Source organism: Lentzea xinjiangensis (assembly GCF_900110955.1).
GTDB classification, from domain to species: domain Bacteria; phylum Actinomycetota; class Actinomycetes; order Mycobacteriales; family Pseudonocardiaceae; genus Lentzea; species Lentzea xinjiangensis.
Window position 1 is genome coordinate 1 of sequence record NZ_FOFR01000043.1, and the last position, 16,374, is coordinate 16,374.

General features: G+C 67.0%; 16 protein-coding genes and 2 pseudogenes. 12 read left to right on the plus strand and 6 right to left on the minus strand.

Annotation, left to right across the window (positions count from 1 at the left end; all coding sequences use genetic code 11):
* From BMW88_RS42610 to BMW88_RS40425, 3 genes and pseudogenes are all read left to right on the plus strand, one after another.
* Positions 1–336: pseudogene (locus tag BMW88_RS42610) on the plus strand (hypothetical protein); the annotation flags it as partial.
* A gap of 168 nt (positions 337–504) precedes the next feature.
* Complete coding sequence (locus tag BMW88_RS40420; RefSeq protein ID WP_089962457.1) at positions 505–1,212, plus strand: DUF998 domain-containing protein; 708 nt, start codon at positions 505–507, stop codon at positions 1,210–1,212.
* A 162-nt stretch (positions 1,213–1,374) separates the two neighbouring features.
* Positions 1,375–1,818, plus strand: coding sequence for a DUF4383 domain-containing protein (locus tag BMW88_RS40425; RefSeq protein ID WP_089962495.1), 444 nt, complete (start codon positions 1,375–1,377; stop codon positions 1,816–1,818).
* A 1,313-nt stretch (positions 1,819–3,131) separates the two neighbouring features.
* Here the strand turns inward: BMW88_RS40425 and BMW88_RS40430 are convergent.
* Together BMW88_RS40430 and BMW88_RS44630 are read right to left on the minus strand one after the other, a co-directional pair.
* Positions 3,132–3,425 (minus strand): hypothetical protein, encoded by a 294-nt coding sequence (locus BMW88_RS40430; RefSeq protein WP_089962460.1) that lies wholly within the window; start codon positions 3,423–3,425, stop codon positions 3,132–3,134.
* A 193-nt stretch (positions 3,426–3,618) separates the two neighbouring features.
* Positions 3,619–4,191, minus strand: coding sequence for a DUF6166 domain-containing protein (locus tag BMW88_RS44630; protein WP_425434742.1), 573 nt, complete (start codon positions 4,189–4,191; stop codon positions 3,619–3,621).
* Positions 4,192–4,419: 228 nt separating this feature from the next.
* On the opposite strand from BMW88_RS44630, the gene BMW88_RS40435 reads away from it, so the two are divergent.
* Positions 4,420–4,887, plus strand: coding sequence for a hypothetical protein (locus BMW88_RS40435; RefSeq protein ID WP_143116518.1), 468 nt, complete (start codon positions 4,420–4,422; stop codon positions 4,885–4,887).
* Between the two features lie 1,346 nt (positions 4,888–6,233).
* Positions 6,234–6,632: an STAS domain-containing protein gene (locus tag BMW88_RS40440; protein ID WP_143116519.1), complete on the plus strand. Its 399-nt coding sequence runs from the start codon at positions 6,234–6,236 to the stop codon at positions 6,630–6,632.
* Positions 6,633–6,732: 100 nt separating this feature from the next.
* Here BMW88_RS40440 and BMW88_RS40445 read toward each other — a convergent pair whose 3' ends face one another.
* The 3 genes from BMW88_RS40445 to BMW88_RS40455 all read right to left on the minus strand — a co-directional run bounded on the left by BMW88_RS40445 (position 6,733) and on the right by BMW88_RS40455 (position 10,108).
* Positions 6,733–7,143: an ATP-binding protein gene (locus tag BMW88_RS40445; RefSeq protein WP_089962469.1), complete on the minus strand. Its 411-nt coding sequence runs from the start codon at positions 7,141–7,143 to the stop codon at positions 6,733–6,735.
* Positions 7,144–8,368: 1,225 nt separating this feature from the next.
* Positions 8,369–9,460 carry an alkene reductase gene (locus BMW88_RS40450; protein WP_089962471.1) on the minus strand — a complete coding sequence of 364 codons (1,092 nt, stop codon included), beginning with the start codon at positions 9,458–9,460 and terminating at the stop codon, positions 8,369–8,371.
* Between the two features lie 90 nt (positions 9,461–9,550).
* Positions 9,551–10,108, minus strand: a complete 558-nt coding sequence (locus BMW88_RS40455) for a TetR/AcrR family transcriptional regulator (protein ID WP_089962474.1) — start codon at positions 10,106–10,108, stop codon at positions 9,551–9,553.
* Positions 10,109–10,192: 84 nt separating this feature from the next.
* Between BMW88_RS40455 and BMW88_RS40460 the strand changes: the two genes are divergently transcribed.
* From BMW88_RS40460 to BMW88_RS40475, 5 genes and pseudogenes are all read left to right on the plus strand, one after another.
* Positions 10,193–10,507 (plus strand): hypothetical protein, encoded by a 315-nt coding sequence (locus BMW88_RS40460; protein WP_143116520.1) that lies wholly within the window; start codon positions 10,193–10,195, stop codon positions 10,505–10,507.
* Between the two features lie 6 nt (positions 10,508–10,513).
* Complete coding sequence (locus BMW88_RS40465) at positions 10,514–11,101, plus strand: hypothetical protein (protein WP_089962482.1); 588 nt, start codon at positions 10,514–10,516, stop codon at positions 11,099–11,101.
* A gap of 149 nt (positions 11,102–11,250) precedes the next feature.
* Positions 11,251–11,664 (plus strand): cupin domain-containing protein, encoded by a 414-nt coding sequence (locus BMW88_RS41545; protein WP_143116521.1) that lies wholly within the window; start codon positions 11,251–11,253, stop codon positions 11,662–11,664.
* Positions 11,637–12,222 (plus strand): annotated as a pseudogene (locus BMW88_RS40470) (MFS transporter); the annotation flags it as partial. The gene BMW88_RS41545 and the pseudogene BMW88_RS40470, both read left to right, overlap by 28 nt.
* Positions 12,219–12,959, plus strand: a complete 741-nt coding sequence (locus BMW88_RS40475; protein WP_089962485.1) for a TauD/TfdA family dioxygenase — start codon at positions 12,219–12,221, stop codon at positions 12,957–12,959. The pseudogene BMW88_RS40470 and the gene BMW88_RS40475, both read left to right, overlap by 4 nt.
* Before the next feature lie 304 nt (positions 12,960–13,263).
* Here the strand turns inward: BMW88_RS40475 and BMW88_RS40480 are convergent, their stop codons facing one another.
* Positions 13,264–14,760 (minus strand): SulP family inorganic anion transporter, encoded by a 1,497-nt coding sequence (locus tag BMW88_RS40480; protein WP_089962488.1) that lies wholly within the window; start codon positions 14,758–14,760, stop codon positions 13,264–13,266.
* A gap of 383 nt (positions 14,761–15,143) precedes the next feature.
* Between BMW88_RS40480 and BMW88_RS40485 the strand changes: the two genes are divergently transcribed.
* Both BMW88_RS40485 and BMW88_RS40490 read left to right on the plus strand, forming a co-directional pair.
* The gene (locus BMW88_RS40485) at positions 15,144–15,560 is read left to right on the plus strand and encodes a MerR family transcriptional regulator (protein WP_089962492.1); all 417 of its coding nucleotides are present in this window, start codon (positions 15,144–15,146) and stop codon (positions 15,558–15,560) included.
* A gap of 526 nt (positions 15,561–16,086) precedes the next feature.
* The coding region (locus BMW88_RS40490; RefSeq protein WP_218148406.1) for a hypothetical protein at positions 16,087–16,374 on the plus strand (288 nt) is incomplete at its 3' end.

The window sequence follows — 16,374 nt, forward strand, 5'->3', positions numbered from 1 at the left end:
TCGCTGACGACGAGCGGCGACACCAGCCCCGCCAGCGGCCTGGCCGTCGACCGCTTCCCGGCGCCCGGCGGCACCTCTTACGACTACCGGCGCAGCATCACCGTGACCGCCGACGTCGCGAGCAACATCCGCAACGGCAAGGCGGTTCTGGTCGTGCACGGCATCGACCCGAACCGCAGCGGCGCCTACGACGGCAGCGCACCCAGCGACCTGGACCCGTCCCTGCCCCTGGAGGCCACCTCGCCGGCCGCCTGCGGCTCGTTCCGGACCTGGCAGGGCGGCCTGCTCGGCCTGGACCTCGGCATCGACGTGGGTCTGGGCCTCGGTCGCCGTTGACATCCGAGCCACCACCCGCGTGGGAGTGGTCTTCTTGCCCCCTTGGCGCGCTTCCGCACCAACCCGTCCCCGAGCGTCCTCCATCGGCGCCTGGGACGGGCCGGTGCGGTGACCAGGGTGCCGTCGACACCTGGTTCACACGGTGACCAGTGCGGCTGAGGAGCGAGAATGGCGCGACCGGGCGAACTGACATGGGAACCGCTGGTCACCGCAGCGGTGCTGTGGGCGTTGGGAGGTACCTGGTACCTGCTCTCAGAGGCCGTCGCGGCGTCCGCGTTTCCCGGCTACAGCTATGCGCGCGACTACATCAGCGATCTCGGCGCCGTGCGGGAGAATCCCCTGGACGAGCGGTCGGTCGACTCGCCGTTGGCGGAGGTCATGAATCTCGGCTTCCTGCACCAAGGCTTGTTCTTCCTGCTCGGCGCGGTGTTCGCGGTCCGGGCCCTGCCCGCGGGGAAGGCACGTGCGGCTTTCTTGGCGCTGGCGGTCGTGCACGCCGTCGGCAACGTCCTGGTCGCCACCTTCCACAGCGGTCAGCAAGCGGCCGCCGACGGTACCGCGGCTCTTCATCCCGTCGGCGCGGTGATGGCGATCCTCGGCGGCAACCTCGCCACCGTCGCCGCAGCTCTCCTGCTCCGCCACCACGCGGCAGCGCGCTTCGTCCGGATCGCCGGTTTCGCGTTGGGCGGCATCGGCATCACCTCACTGCTGGCGCTCGGCCTCAACACCGCCTTCGGGACCACCCTGCTGTTCGAGAACGGCACCTGGGAACGCGGCTCCGTCTACGCGATCACCACCTGGCAACTGGTCGCCGCGACGGCCGTGTTCACCGCAAAGTGCTCACGGAGGGGCTCCGGCGTTCGTCACAGCATGTAGAAACGCTTCGTCGTATCGGAGGGAAGATCCGCTCTTTGAGACGAACCTAAACTTCGTGGAATCGTATCGCGCCCGTTATGCAGGCCGGTTTACCTACAGGCGGTTCGGGTTATCCAGTTGTGGATCGCAGGAGTTTCGAGCTCAATTGTCTTGGAGGACGCGATGTCCCGGGTCGAACACACTACGCGCACACCGGTGCAGCTGGCCGCACTGGTCGTTGGGGTGGTGTTCCTGCTGGTTGGCGTTGCGGGATTCATCCCCGGCTTGACGACGAATTACGACACGCTGGGGTTCGCGGGCCATCACTCCGAGGCTCTGCTGCTGGGTCTTTTCCAGGTGTCGATTCTGCACAACATCGTGCACCTGGCCTTCGGTGTCGCAGGCATCGTCCTGGCGCGCACCGTCCGCGGTGCCTACCTGTACCTGGTCGGCGGCGGCGTCATCTACCTCGTGTTGTGGCTCTACGGCTTGATCATCGATCATGACAGCGCCGCCAACTTCGTCCCGCTGAACACCGCCGACAACTGGCTGCACCTGATCCTGGGCATCGGCATGATCGGACTGGGCGTGGCTCTGGGCAAGCGAGCCCTGCCCACCCGTGCCTGATCACAGCAGCACGTACTACCCTCGTGGTGGCAGGTTCGCGAAAACCCATCTCTGGGCATCGTGAACCTGCCACCGTCGTTTGCAGACGCTCTCCCAGCCGCAACACCGCGATAACCCTTAACAGGGCGTACTCAACAACGCCGGGTTGAGGGCCGCACAACCGTTCACGTCAGACCGTCACTTTGCTGTCGTTAAGATACTCAGCGCGGTCACGTGAGGACCGGATCGCAGGACCTGAACCGGCCGTGTTCTGCAGAGATCGTTCGCTCGCGATCGGTGGCGAGGTGCAAAGCCAACCAGCCACGTGTCGGGGCTGCATCCGCCAGCTCGTGCAGCTGTGGAGCAATGCCGTGAACGAGTCACTACAGACACCGACGAGCACCGCGCCGGCCACATCGGCTGCAAAGTGCCGTGGCACAAGGACGTGAACGGCCTCGCAAAGCGTCGAGTCGACGTTCGTCCCGGCGGGAACGACGCGGGCTCCCGTGTGGTGTCCACGGTCGCTGCGTCGGCAGCCGAGGATGTCGCGGCAGACCAGGAACTCATCGGCGGTGCTGGGATCGGTGAGCACATCGAACTGGTCCAGAGATCGGTCTATCCGCTGTGTGCGTAGGACACGCCGCACAGCACGCATTCCGGGGGTCCAGTTCGTGGGGCGTGATCAGAGCGCGCCTTGCGCGTTCCCTGGTGACGAGGGGTGTTGTGCCGTAGCCGCACCGGCAGTACGCACGCCACTTCGACGCTGCAGAAGAGGCGGAGCCCCCTGCCAGGTGGACTACTGCCGACACGGGCAGCACCGCCGAGGACTGTCACACGGGGCCCCGGGATTGTTGGCAAGGGCCTGAAGCGCGCGGAACTTCTGGAGATTCCTCTGTCGGCCGTGATCACGAGGACTTCCTGTCATTGGCGTGGACGCGCACTGCCGACAGGGATTGTCGAGTGATGTCGTCGATTCTGACGCGGGGTGGTGGACATCGATCGTCAGGGTGAACTCGACGCCAGCTCTTTGCGCGAGACCCAGGCATCGGGTCGCTGTGGGTGGGGAGCCGCGAACGCAGGCCGCGTCTTCGCCGGCGCTGGCGGTGGCAGGTGTCGGTCCACGTGTGCTCGGATCGCTGGCAGTCGCTGGGCATGGTTTCGGCCACGCCGGCACATAGTCGTCGACGAGCCGCGATCACATCGCTGAGCCGCCGCTGTCGGACCAGGCCACCACCGGCCGGTCTGACCATCGCAGGCCCGACCGGTCGGGCCTGCGATGGTCAGCGTAGGGGGAGCCGTGCCCCGACGGTAGGGCTCGCGCGAACGTCAGTCTTTCACCAGCAGCGCACGTAGTGGATGTGCGTGAGATGAATCCACTTCTCCGTCTGGTAGCGCTGCCCCGAAGAATTGTAGAAGTTTCCGTATCGGAAGTCGCCGGAGAATCCGGTGACGTTCACGAATCCGTCGCTTGCCGTGTATCCCACCAAGTCATAGCCAGCACCGCTGCTGTAGATCGGCTTACCGTCATCGGTGTTGTACTGCCAGGTGGAACATGGGACCGGAGTTGCTTGCGCAGAAGTCATCAGAACTCCGGTCAGGGCAAACATCGCTATCGCGGCACTGATCAACTGACAAGTCTTCCTCATTGGCCGCTCTCCCGTCGACATGGCTAGTCGTATAACACCTACCGCATCCCGGCAATTCGGCGATAGTCGTCTACGGTTCTGCGGACGAAAGTTGATTGCACTTGCACCCTTTCGTCACCTGATGGGAGTAATGTAGCCGCCAAATGCGGCTACGACGGACTGGTGCTGCCAGGCGTCACGTCCATGTGCAGGTCGGCCAGCGCCAGCGGCAGCGGCTGCTCGCCGCCGTGCTGGATCCATCAACCGTGCACCCATCGCAGCACCGCGCCGGCGGAGCCGGAACTCGTCGGTGGCTGTCACCAGGAAGTCCTCGACGAAGTCCTCGCGCAGGTTGGCGTACAGCTCCTCGGCCCGGCCGCCGTCGAGCAGCGCCGGGTCGGGGTTGGGGGGCGTCGGCCAGGATCGCGGCCGCCATGGCGCTGGGCCCGTTGCCGTCGTATCCCCAGGTGAAGGCGTTGTGGCTGAACTCGGGCACTTTGCGCAGTGCCTGGGCGGACTGCCGTTCGGTGGGGCCGGTCGCGGTGAGCTCCACCAGTAGCCGACCTGGGTCGACCGCCCGGCCGGTGGTCTCCGGGTCCTGCTGGATGCCATGGTAGGTGCGGTCCAGCTCGTAGCCGGTTGAGGCCACGACGGCTGCTTGAGCTCGCGTGATCGCCAAGTCCAGACCCCCGAGTAGATCCGGCACGGCACACCCTCTTATCGCGGTTGGTCGATCAGGTGGCCGGCTCGAGGACCTGGTGCTCGGCATCGGGTCCGACGGCGGGTGACCACGAGGCCGAGGCGATCTCGCGCGACTGCCTGGATGCGGTCAATGCATGCCTGAGCGATACAGGATTTCGAGCATCGACGAAAAGATTGGTTACCGATGCGCGCAGTGGTTTGGTCGGTATCACGAAGTCATGAGGTGGCATGAAGGTGTGCTTCGTGATCGCCTGTTGGTCGCTGGGGGGACGCGGGCCCGAAGAGGGGAGTTCGGATGCGCAAGATCGTCAAGGCCGCCATAGCTGCGGTGTTCGCATGTGGTGTCGCGCTGGTTCCAGGGGGTGTGGCCTCCGCGGAGACCGCTGACGCGGATGCCATTTGCATCATGCAGGTGGACGCGCCCGCGTGGGGCGCGGGTGTTCTGCACCTCCGAAAGTGCAACGCGTTCCGGCACATCGCCTGGAACGCCGACGGTTCGAGGGAGGAGATCTTCGCGGTCCGGGTCGACGGAACGGTGTGGCATACCTGGCCCGGCAACAACGGGTGGTCCTTGATGCCAGGCAACAAGACAGCGGACGACATGATCAACCCTCCGTTTGACGGTCCAGACCCGGAAGGCAGGGACTCGGTGTGGTGGAGCGGGAGTACCCGCAACCTGTCGGTCTGGGCACCCGGTGGCACCGGGTACTGGTGCACCAGTGATCCCGGGGCCGGGTGGACCGGAGTCTGGCGCGACTGCTGACCGAGGCGGTATGTGCCGCGGGGCCGGGCGGGAACCATGCGACGTCCGGCCCCGCGCGGTACTCCCACCGCGAAAGCGACCGGGACGGTGCGCTGTTGGAGGCGAACCTCCAGACGATCGGCGAGCAACACCGGCGCTGATCACGACAGGTATTACCGTTGCTGAACCCGCGCCTCCATCCCGCTGGCGCCGTGCCCTGGCCCGGCTGCGCCCGACCCGCCCGCGACCGGAAGCCGACGGGCAGTTGCCGTGGACCGTGCCGGTGCTGGGCTTGGTCGTGCTGGTGCTCGCGGCCGGCGGGGTGCTATGGGCGACGTTGGAGTGGCTGGAGCGCGTCGCTGCGGTGAGGTGGACTTGAACGCGACGATCGGCGGCAAGGACTTGTGGTCGCGAAGCTGAACGTGCTGAAGATCGCGTTGAGCGTCGTCGCCGACGGCGGCGCGCTGTTCGCGCTCTACCTCGCCGGGCGCCGCCAGAGCACGCCAGGTCACCGAGCTCTACACCAAAGCCGCCGACCAACTCGGCTCCGACAAGGCGCCGGTGTGGTTGGCCGGCCTGTACGCACTGGAACGCCTCGGCCAGGACAACTCCGATCAGCAGTACACGATCGTCAGCCTGTGGTGCGCTACCTGCGGATGCCCCAACCCGCCACCAGCCGCCGAACCGCCTGCCGAGGGCTCCTCAAGGCAGCGGGCGGTGTATTCCGCCCTCTGCTGCGTTATCAGCGTCGACGAACTGCGCCTTGACCATCCGACTCTGCCTTCGAGCCGCCAGCCGATCCCGTGGCCGCGCACATCGAGGCCGTACCGGAACGCGACGTTCGCCTAATTAGCCAGCCGGGTGTCGGGCTATCACGACAACGGGTCGAGTGCCACGGCGGGCTGCGTGCTGGCCGACGTGCGCTCAACATGGCCCTCGTGCTGCTTGACGGCGGGCGAGTCGAGCGACCCTTACCGGCGCGCGGTGGCCGTCGGACCCAATACGATTGCGGCGGCGACCCGTACGAGTGATCTGCTGACGACCGGTAGTCGTTCGTGAGCGTGGTGGGTGTTAGGCGGCACGTCGCGGTGATAACGGCGCACCGCTCAGGGGCGATAGGCAATTCATAGAAGGTGAACGCGCCGGTGCCTGGGGGCGAAATGCTCAGGCCATCGGTGGGGTGTCCCGGGCCATCGTGGTCCACCTGGCATTGGCAGCTCCTGGATTCTGTGGCCTCGCGCTCCGCAGAAGGCAGGCAAACGCGGGCGTGCGCGGGAAGTGCACGGTGATCGAAAAGTGTTGGTGATGAGGCAGTCGGTGTACGACCAGATGAGAGTCCGTCTGTCGCACGAACGCGGAGAGTGCTGATGCGCATGCAGGTTGGTCCGTACTGCACGGTCTCGGTGGATGCTGGGCCGCAGGCAGGCGTGGAGGTGGTGCGGGTCGGCGGCGAACTCGACGCGGGCACGACCGATGAGCTGTGGCCGCTGTTGCGAGCACGAATCGAGCGGGCTGGGCACGCTGTAGTCGTGGATCTGACTGAGGTGAGTTTCTTCGGCTCCGCTGGCCTCAAACTGTTGATGGACGGCTGGCAGGCAGCGCGGGAACACCAGGTCGGCTTCGCGGTTGCCGCTGCGCACGAACAGGTGCTGAAACCGTTGCGGATCACCAAGGTCGATGGGGTCGTGCTGGTCCGCGTGGATGTGGACCACGCCGCCGTCGCGGCACTGCTGGACAGAATCGCTCCTGACCCTGCCGAGTATTGATCGTTCTATTAGGACGGCTTTGCGCGCGTCGGCGGCCAGGAGTGACGCGGTCGCTGGCCAGGATGGCTAGCCGCTTGGCACTGTGGCACGCAGTACAGGATCAGAGCGGTTCGCAGGTGATCTCGGCCCAGACGGTCTTGCCTCCAGGGCCGTGAGTGACGCCCCAGTCCTTGGCGAGTCGATTGACCAGCATCATCCCTCGGCCGCGGTTGCCGCCGAGTCGCGAGGTTCCCAGCGTGGGCGGGTCAGGTGAGGCGTCGTCGATTTCGACGCGCACGAAGCACGGCTCCATCGACCGGGACAGCCGTAGTCGGCGGGGACTGCGGCCGTGGTCGAAGGCGTTGCTCGCCAGTTCGTTGACGAGGAGCAGGATGTCTTCGGCTTCGTCCTCGGTGACAGCGGACAGGGCGTTCCGCGTCCAACGCCGGATCGTCGCGAGGGACCGGCCTTGGCCGTCCAGGTCGAGTGCCAGGGGTTTCGGAACGTCGTCCAACTGGCTGGTGAAGTCCATTCGCCTCAGGTCCTCCCGTTGCCAGACGCCCGCTTTGGCGACAACGCCCAACCAGCCTGCCGCCTAGATGCCACCCCACTCGGGATCACTGTGCAAGAACCTCGGCCGCTGGTGCAGGTGCTGCTGGTTGACCGGTATTCGCCGCGACTGGCCACCGGCCTGACGCACCTGCGTTACGGGTCGGCGAGCCGCGGGCGTCCCCGGTTCAGGCGCGACCGGTTCTTCTGCGAAGACCATGTCCGTCGATGCAAGGCAATTCACAGTCCGCCGCAGGTGCACGCATGAGCTCGCCGTCCCATGCCTGTCCAAGCAGCTCGCAGCCCGTGAGATGGTCAGGTCTTGGCGAAGAGCCGAAGCGCCATCTTCCGCTCCGTCTGTTGTGAAGATCTTTCGGAATCTATAGGTGCGGACGACTCGTTGCTGCGGGTGGCACGCGGCGACGAGGAGGCATCCGGACGACTGCATGACCTCGCGTCCGGCGTGATGTTCGGACTCGTGTCCTACGCGCTGCGCGATCACGCGCAGTCGGCGGAGGTGTTCCGTACCCTGAGATCGGCTTCCTTTGTGTCGGAAGCAGTTTCGACGAGTTGTGTGCTCTTCGCGCAGGCTCTGATCGATGGGCGAGAGTGCACGCGCGGAGGCCGGTCCTGGCTGCCAGTTGTAGCGAGAAGCCGACGGTGCTGCCCGTCGCAGCTTGGCGTGGAGGTAGGAATCGGCCGCACTGCGTCTTTGTTCCGGCGGAGCGTGTGGGAGATCTGCTCCATCGCGGCGATGTGACATGATCAACTGTCAGGCAGCCGCGACCGTCTGTCCGATGTCGTCTTCGAGGGCATCCGCAAGCTGGCCAGGCAGAAACTGCGGATGTGCCTGGCTGTGTCGCCGCACCACCCGGCCTGGGAGCCGGGAAACAGGCTGCGGAATGCCAACACCTCGCGTTGATGCACAACGGTGAGGTGCTGGTTTTCATCAGGACTTCGCCGTCAGAGGTGGGCCTCACACGAGTGACGGAGAGACGCCGGAGGCGGCACCACCGCGATGACCGGTGGTGCCGCCTTGTCCTGACGGACGCGTTGCGCCGCTACATCGGCGTCGACCCGTGCCAGGGGTGCGGGCCGGCGGGACTGCTTGTCGCGCTGTGCCTCGCTGTACGAGCCGTAGGGCGACGCACTCCTCGTACCTCTGCACCGGGTCGATATTCGTGCCGAACGGGCTTGTTCCGGCGCTGTCAGTCGGTGAGAGCGGGATAGTCGGTGTAGCCGGTGGCGCCGCCGCCGTAGATCAGTTCGGGCCGCAGCTCGTTGAGCGGGGTGTCGTTGAACAGGCGGTGGGGCAGGTCGGGGTTGGCGATGAAGGGACGGCCGAAGGCGATGGCGTCGGCCCAGCCGGCATCCAGGACGCGAGCGCTCTTGGTAGCGGTGTAGTTGCCGGCGGCGATGATGACGCCGTTGAAGGCTTCCCGGAGCTTGATGCGGAAGTCGTCGTCGAGCTCGGGCCCGTCGGCCCAGTCGGGCTCACACAGGTGGAGGTAGCCCAGTTCCCTGCGGTTGAGCTCGCTGGCGATGTGCAGGCCCATTTCCAGACCGTCGGAGTCGTCGAGCCCACCGAACTTGATCATGGGGGAGATGCGCATGCCGACGTGGGCCGCGTCCCAGGCGTCCACGACGGCGTCGACCACCTCGAGCGGGAACCGGGCGCGGTTGTCGATGCTGCCGCCGTACTCGTCGTCACGCTGGTTGCTGCTGGCCGACATGAACTGCTGCAGCAGGTATCCGTTGGCGCCATGGATTTCGACCATGTCGAACCCGGCGCTCCGGGCGTTGACGGTGGCGCGCCGGTAGTCCTCGACGATGCCGGGCAGCTCCTCGACGGTCAGTGCACGCGGGGTCGGGCAGGGGGCCGTGACCAGCTCTCCGTCAAGGCCTTGGATGGTGGTGGTGCCCCTGAAGGGAACGGCACTGGCGGAGACGCCCGGTCCGCCACCCTGGAAGACGGAGTGGGTGACACGGCCGACGTGCCACAGCTGCAGAGCGATCTTGCCACCCTTATCGTGGACGGCGTCGGTGATCCGGCGCCATCCGGCGATCTGCTCGTCGGTGTGGATGCCGGGCGTGGCGAAGTAGCCCTTGCCCTGAGGGCTGATCTGCGAGCCTTCGGTGACGATCAGGCCGGCACCGGCGCGCTGGGTGTAGTACTCGCTCATCAGGTCGGTGGGAACGTCGCCGGGCTGGGCGGAACGCATGCGGGTCATCGGAGCCATGAAGACCCGGTTGGTGGTGCTGAAGGCGGGCAGGGTGAGTGAATCGCGCAGAGCAGGCATGGCTGTCCCTTCAGGCGGCGTCGGCCGTCCGTGATCGGTGTTGATGCGAGGTTGTCGCCAGGCACTTCGTCGTGCCGGCGGCGCAGCGGCTCAGTGGATGCCGTGAACGTCGAGGAGCGCCTCGACCGCCTGCCGGATCGTGGCCGGGTAGCGGCCGGTCAGCAGCGCGTAGTCGGCGGCACCGGTGTGCAGCACCACGAGCTGTTCGGCCAGCGATTCCGAATCGTGTGCACCGGCTATGTCCGCCTGACGGCGGACATAGCCGTGCAACTGACTCTTGTGGAAACAAGCCTGCCGCACCGCGGGGTGCGACGGGTCCCGGAACTCGGTGGCGATGTTGACGAAGAAGCACCCGGAGAACTCCGGGGCCTCGCAGTACGCGCGCTGGGCGTCGAAAACGCCCAGCAGCCGCTCCCGTGGCGAAGCGTCATCGCTTTCGTCGGGGAAGTCCTGCACGGCCATGTCGCCGCAACGGTCCAGGACCTCCGTGAGGAGCTCGTCCTTGGACCGGAACTGCTTGTAAAGGGTCTTCTTCGAGATGCCCAGGTCCGCCGCCAGGCGGTCCACACCCACTGCGTGGAACCCCTCGCGGTGAAACAGATTGGTGGCGTGGGCGACCAATCGGCTCCTCGTGTCCTCGGCAGGCATGAAACCATGCTAGCACCGAGGAAACAGATCTGTTTCCAGTGTGCTGTGCATCTCCTCGGCCGACACGAAGGGCTGTTCGGGACGATGCCGCGCAGGAAGGCGGCCAACCGGTCCGACCACGTGGCCGTCGTCTGGGCCGATGGGGGCTGCTGGAAGGCGTGGACGTTCGGCCTGCTCGTGCGGATGCTCGCCCAGGTTGCGTTCTTCTCCCTGATCGGCGTGGTGGTGGGCGCGGACGCCGGGGGCATGCGGTTCCTGGTGATCGGCAACGCCATCATGACGTGCGTCATCGAGTCGACGATGGTGGTCGCGTCCTCGTCGTGGGAACGCTTTGCCGGCACGCTGCCGCTGCTCGTGGCCGCGCCGGCGCGGCTGCTGTGGGTGTTCGTGGGGTCGTAGTCTGCAGTGGCCGGTGAGCGGTCGGTCACCTCGCTGGTGTCCCTGCTGGTGATCGGGCCTCAACTGGGCGCCCAGCTGCCGTGGTGGCGGGTGCCGCTGCTCGCCCTGCTGGTGGTGCTGACCGCGTTCAGCGTCTACTGCGTCGGCGTCGCACTCGGTGCCGTGGTGCTCGCGGCGAGCTCACTGCGTAACATCTTTTCCAACGCCGCCTACCTGCTGGTGATGGCCGGGTGCGGGTTCGTCGTGCCCACGTCGTTCTGGCCGTCCTGGTTGGGCGACGTCACCTCGCATCCCTCTGATCCACGGACTGGCCGCTGTCCGCGGCCTCTACGAGGCACAACTCTCCTCGGCGGTCCTCGTGAACGCGGGCATGGCAGCAGGCACCGGCGCCCTTTGGCTGGTGGCGGCGCGTCCGGGCTGGCGGCACTGGTCGCCGAGACCAACGAGTGGCCCGACCATGCGTTCGACGAGCTGGTGGCCACGAGCCCGCTCGCCCTGCTGTGCGCGCGCCGCGGGTTCGACGCCGTCGGTCTGGCCGCCGCGTCGGGCTCGCTCCCGGCCGCGTCACCGAGGTCCTGTTGGGAGCGGACGTGACGCCGGCTGAGGCGGAGACGCTGGGCCGGGTGCTCGCGACCGACTACCGGGTGCGGCTGCCCGCACGGCTGGAGCACGACGTGGTCGGCAAGACGTTCTGCTCCATCGAGTAGAGCAGGGCCGGGATCCGCGACTTCCGCGGCTATCGGGTGGCGCCGCTCGCGGGTACCGCCCACCTGCCCGACCTGACCGGCCTGTACCTGCGTGTCAACGGCCGCGGGGAAGCGCTCTGCGAGCTGGGCGACACCCACTACCTGGTGCGCGGTGGCGAGGTCACGCTGTGGTGGCGCGATGGTCGTGAGGTCGTACTGCGCGAAGACGACAGCGCGTGGGTGGCGCCGTTCGTCGCGCACGGCTGGTCTGGAGACGGTGAGCTCGTGAAGCTCGGCAGCGGGCGACATCTGTCCTATGTGGACGTGATTGAGCTGTCGAGCACCTTCGGCGCGGCGGAGGTGCTGCGACGAGCCCGCCGGGATCGTCTCGGGTGGGGTTACGACGCGGGGGCCGGTGCGGTGATGCGGGTCGTGTACGGGATGGCGCTCTGTGGCCGGCCGCCGCCCTGATCCCGCCCGGCGGGACCCGCCGCCCCGAGAGGCCGGTCGCCAAGCCGCGGTTCTGGACCGAGTTCGCCGACGGCGTGCGGGAAGCACGTAGGCATCCGTGGTTCCTGGCAGGGCTGGGCGCGTTGACGCTGGCGATCGCCACCGGCTACTCGGCCACCGGCGTGGTGCTGCCACTGGTCAGCCACGACCGCTACGGCACCGAAGCCGTGCTCGCCGCCGCGGTGACCGCCTACACCGTCGGGGCGCTCCTCGGCGCCCTGCTGATCGCGCGCTGGCGCCCACGCGCCCAGGGGTGGGCCGCTCTGGCCGGACTCGCCCTCTACGGGTTCACCCTGCTCAGCCTGCTCCTGCCGGTGCACCCCGTCTTCGTCGTCGCCGCCTACGCGCTCGCCGGGGTCGGCATCGAACTGTTCAACGTCCCGTGGTTCACAGCGACCCAGCGCGAGGTCGCGCCGGACAAGCTCGCGAGAGTGTCCTGTGTGCACGGTGGTGTGCTTCGCCGCACCCGCGGTGGCCGCATTGGTGCCCTCTTCTCGTGAATTCCAGGTGCAACGATGAACGACTTCGCGATCGTGCCCGAGCGGATCAACGCCATCGATCCGCAGGCCCGGCACACCCTCGACGAGACCGGCGCGGTGATCCTCACGGACTTGCCCAGCCGTCCCGACTCACTCACCGTCGCGGCCGCAATGCTGTTCGGCACCGCGCTGCGGGAGCTCTACCCTCACCGCACCCGTCGTTCCGTTGACGGCACAACGGTGTCCTTGCACGCCGACAGCTTCGACATAGTCGTGGACATCGCAGGAAATCCGACACGGCGGCGGCATCCCGACGAGGATTACGTCCTCGTGCTGCTCGCCGAGCAGGCACCGTCCGGCGGAGAGTCCTTCTTGCTGGACGCACACACCTTCACGGACTCGTTGGCACCCGATCTGCGGGCATTCCTCGCCGAGACCGACGTCGACCTCTACGGCCGCTGGGCAGGCACACGTGGCCTTCCCTCGACGCCCAGAGCCGGCAGGCACACCGAATACACCCGTACCGGCCGACGGATCACCCGCCGCACAGACGGCGCGATCCCGCTGCACCGCGACCCCGACACCGAGCACATCACCACCATGCTCGCCCGCCTTGACATCGAGGTGGAGCGTGCGCAGCCGGCATTGCCCAGGGTTCGCCTCGATGAAGGGGAAATCCTCGTGCTCGACAACTACCGTTGCTGGCATGGCCGCGAAGCGCACACCGGTCAACGCACAGTCCACATCCAAACGCTGCGAACTGATAGCGCCAAGTAGCCAGGACAGTCGCCGGCACCGCCTGTTGACGGTCCGACGGGCGAAGGACTTCAGCTGTGTAGCAGCACCGCTGCCTTGGCCGGGGTCCGAGAGGTTCGCGGACTCAGTCGGGGGCCCAGGTTGCGATGACAGGAACTGGATCTACCGCATCAAGCTTGTCCGATTCGAGCGATCGGCTCGCCCGGGAGGTTCTTCGGCTGGGCATCCCCACTGATGGGCCAGGTGAACAAGAGCATCACGGCGGACCTGGCGCGCCTGCGGGCTCGGTTGGAACGGCCGTAGTTCCAGCAGTGGGGCCTTTGTGTCAGTGGCTACCGGTGAGTTCGCCGCTGAGGGTGCCGTGCATGGTCGCGCTCGGGGTGTTGAGGCCGATGATCTCGACGGCCTTGCCGCGGGCGGCGTACTTCGTGGTGATGGCGTCGAGCGCGGCGACGGAGGAGGCGTCCCAGATGTGGGCGGCGCCGAGGTCGATCACGACCCGGCTGGGGTCGTTCGCGTAGTCGAACTGGTAGACGAGGTCGTTGCTGGAGGCGAAGAACAGCTCGCCGGTGACGGTGTAGGTGACTCGCTCGCCGTCCGCGTCGAGCACCGGCTCGACCGTGACCAGGTGGGCGACGCGGCGGGCGAAGATGACCATCGCGGTGATGGTGCCGGCGATGACGCCGATCGCGAGGTTGTCGGTGGCCACGACGACGGCGACGGTGATGACCATGACGCTGATCTCGCCGGTCGGCATGCGCTTGAGCGTGGCCGGGGCGATGGAGTGCCAGTCGAAGGTGCCGAAGGCGACCAGCACCATCACCGCGACGAGTGCGGCCATCGGGATGTCGGACACGACCGGGCCGAAGACGATGCACAGGATCATCAGGAAGGTGCCGGCCAGGAACGTGGACAACCGGGTTCGGGCTCCGGAGGTCTTCACGTTGATCATGGTCTGACCGATCATGGCGCAGCCGCCCATGCCGCCGAAGAACCCGGTGACGACGTTGGCGATGCCCTGGCCGATCGACTCGCGGGTCTTGTTCGAGTGGGTGTCGGTGATGTCGTCGACGAGCTTGGCCGTCATCAACGACTCCATCAATCCCACCAGGGCGAATGCGATCGCGTACGGCAGGATCAACGTCAGGGTCGTCCAGGTGAACGGCACGTCCGGGACACCCGGAACAGGCAGCGACGACGGGAGTTTGCCCTCGTCGCCGACGGTGGGCACGGCGATGCCGGCGCCGATGGTGAGCGCGGTCAGCGCGATGATCGACACCAGCGGAGCGGGCACGACCCTGGTGAGGCGCGGGAACAGCACCATGATCAGCAGCCCACCGGCGAACAACGGGTAGACCGCCCACGGCACGTCGATCAGCTGTGGCACCTGCGCGAGGAAGATGAGGATCGCCAGGGCGTTGACGAATCCGACCATGACGCTGCGGGGCACGAACCTCATCAGCCTCGCCACGCCCAGCGAGCCGAGCACGATCTGGATCAGCCCGCCGAGGATGACCGTGGCGATCAGGTAGCCGAACCCGTGCTCGCGCGCCAGCGGTGCCACGACGAGGGCGATCGCGCCGGTTGCCGCCGAGATCATCGCCGGGCGGCCGCCAACGACGGAGATCACCACCGCCATCGTGAACGACGCGAACAACCCGACGCTGGGATCGACGCCGGCGATGATCGAGAACGAGATCGCCTCGGGGATCAGCGCGAGCGCGACCACCAGCCCGGCGAGGACCTCGGTGCGCAGGACCTTCGGCGACAGCCAGGAGGGACGCTTCAGCCGCGGCAGGGTGAACGTGGAGTTCGAAGACATGGTCAGCGATGTGCCTGTCGTGCTCAGGCCCGGTTCCGCTGGGGGAGCGGGCGGATTGATCAAGGTGCAGGAGGAAGGGCGAGCGTGCTCATGCCGCGCACGATGGCGGCGGATGCCGTGGCGCTGGCTGGTGCGGCTGCTACCCGGAGGTCTAGGGCGGGGGTGCGGGAAGCCGGCGACGCGGGGAAGAAGACACGCGGCGGCTCCTGGCTGGGATGATGGCGGAGGGGCGGTGCCGGTTCGCGATCCGCCTGGACCGCGGTCGACGTTGACCGGACTGCTCGGCACCGATCCAGACTCTACCCTTACGTTAAGGTAGGGGCAGTAGGGGATCGCCTGAGTGTGAGTGGTGACACCGCAGCAATGACCGAAATGGACACCGCATGACGGGCGAGCACATGCAGATCGGCGAAGTCGTCGCCCGGACCCAGCTGTCCCAGCGCACCATCCGGCACTACGACGAAGTCGGTCTGGTGGTGCCCTCGGCGCGAAGCCAGGGCGGGTTCCGGCTCTACACCGAATCCGACGTCGCCCGGCTCATGGTCATCCGCCGCATGAAGCCGCTCGGCTTCACCCTGGACGAGATGCGTGAGCTCCTGGCGGCCACCGATCGCCTCGACAGCGACGAGCCGATCGAGGACAGCGAACACAGGTCACTCATCACCACGCTGCGCGGGTTCGAACATGCCGCACAGCAGCGCTGCAACGAGCTCCGCACCCAGCTCGAACGCGCCGAGGAATTCGCTGGAACCCTTCGTCAACGGTTGAGCGCAGCGCAGACCGGCCCGGCACGGGCGTAGAGGATCACGTCCGGGGCACCGCAGCTGTCCGGCGGAGCGAGGGGACGTGATCAGCTGCCCTCGTCGCCGGCTGGGCGGTTCGAGGCCGGGTGCGTTGACGAACTCGTGGACAGCGGCCCAGTCTGCGACGCGATCGGCGAGCTGCTGCTCCAGCGCCGTCATCGGTCTTCGCCGCGCCGGTGCGACCAATCGCTGCCGTGATCGTGTCGGCCATCGCTCAATTCTCGCCGCCGCTACCTCCCGGCTCGGACGCACCGCCTCTGCCAGCGCCCGGCCAGCAGCTGACCCACCGACTCGCCCGGCTCTGACCTGGTCACCCGTGAAGCCCCCCGGCGGCATGGACGCTCGGTCCGCCGATTGCAGGACCGAGCTTCACCCACTTGCCCGGTAACTCTCGGCCAGAAGATCGCGAAAGACTCCATGTTATGGCCATCACTTGTTCCGGATGGACAGCCGCGGACCGCCTGAGCCACGAGCGGATCACTCGGGTTCACCGGCGTCCGCATCTCAGAACAGGAGCACCGTCATGACCAGGAACCGGATCGCCGCTTCGCTGAGTGCGACCGCACTCGCCGTGGGGGTGCTGTGTGGCGTGACCACGCCCGCGAACGCCGTGGGCGGTGGCGACGTCAATTGCGGGGGCACGCAGATCACCACGTACAACCCAGGTCTCACCCTCACCGAACGGCCGGTCCATGTGCACCTGACACGCCATTTCGCGCCGTGCATCTCCCTGAGCAACCCGCAGGTGACTTTCGGCGTGACCGAGGAACGACGTGTCACGACCCTGTCGTGCCAGACCCTGGCGGAGCCC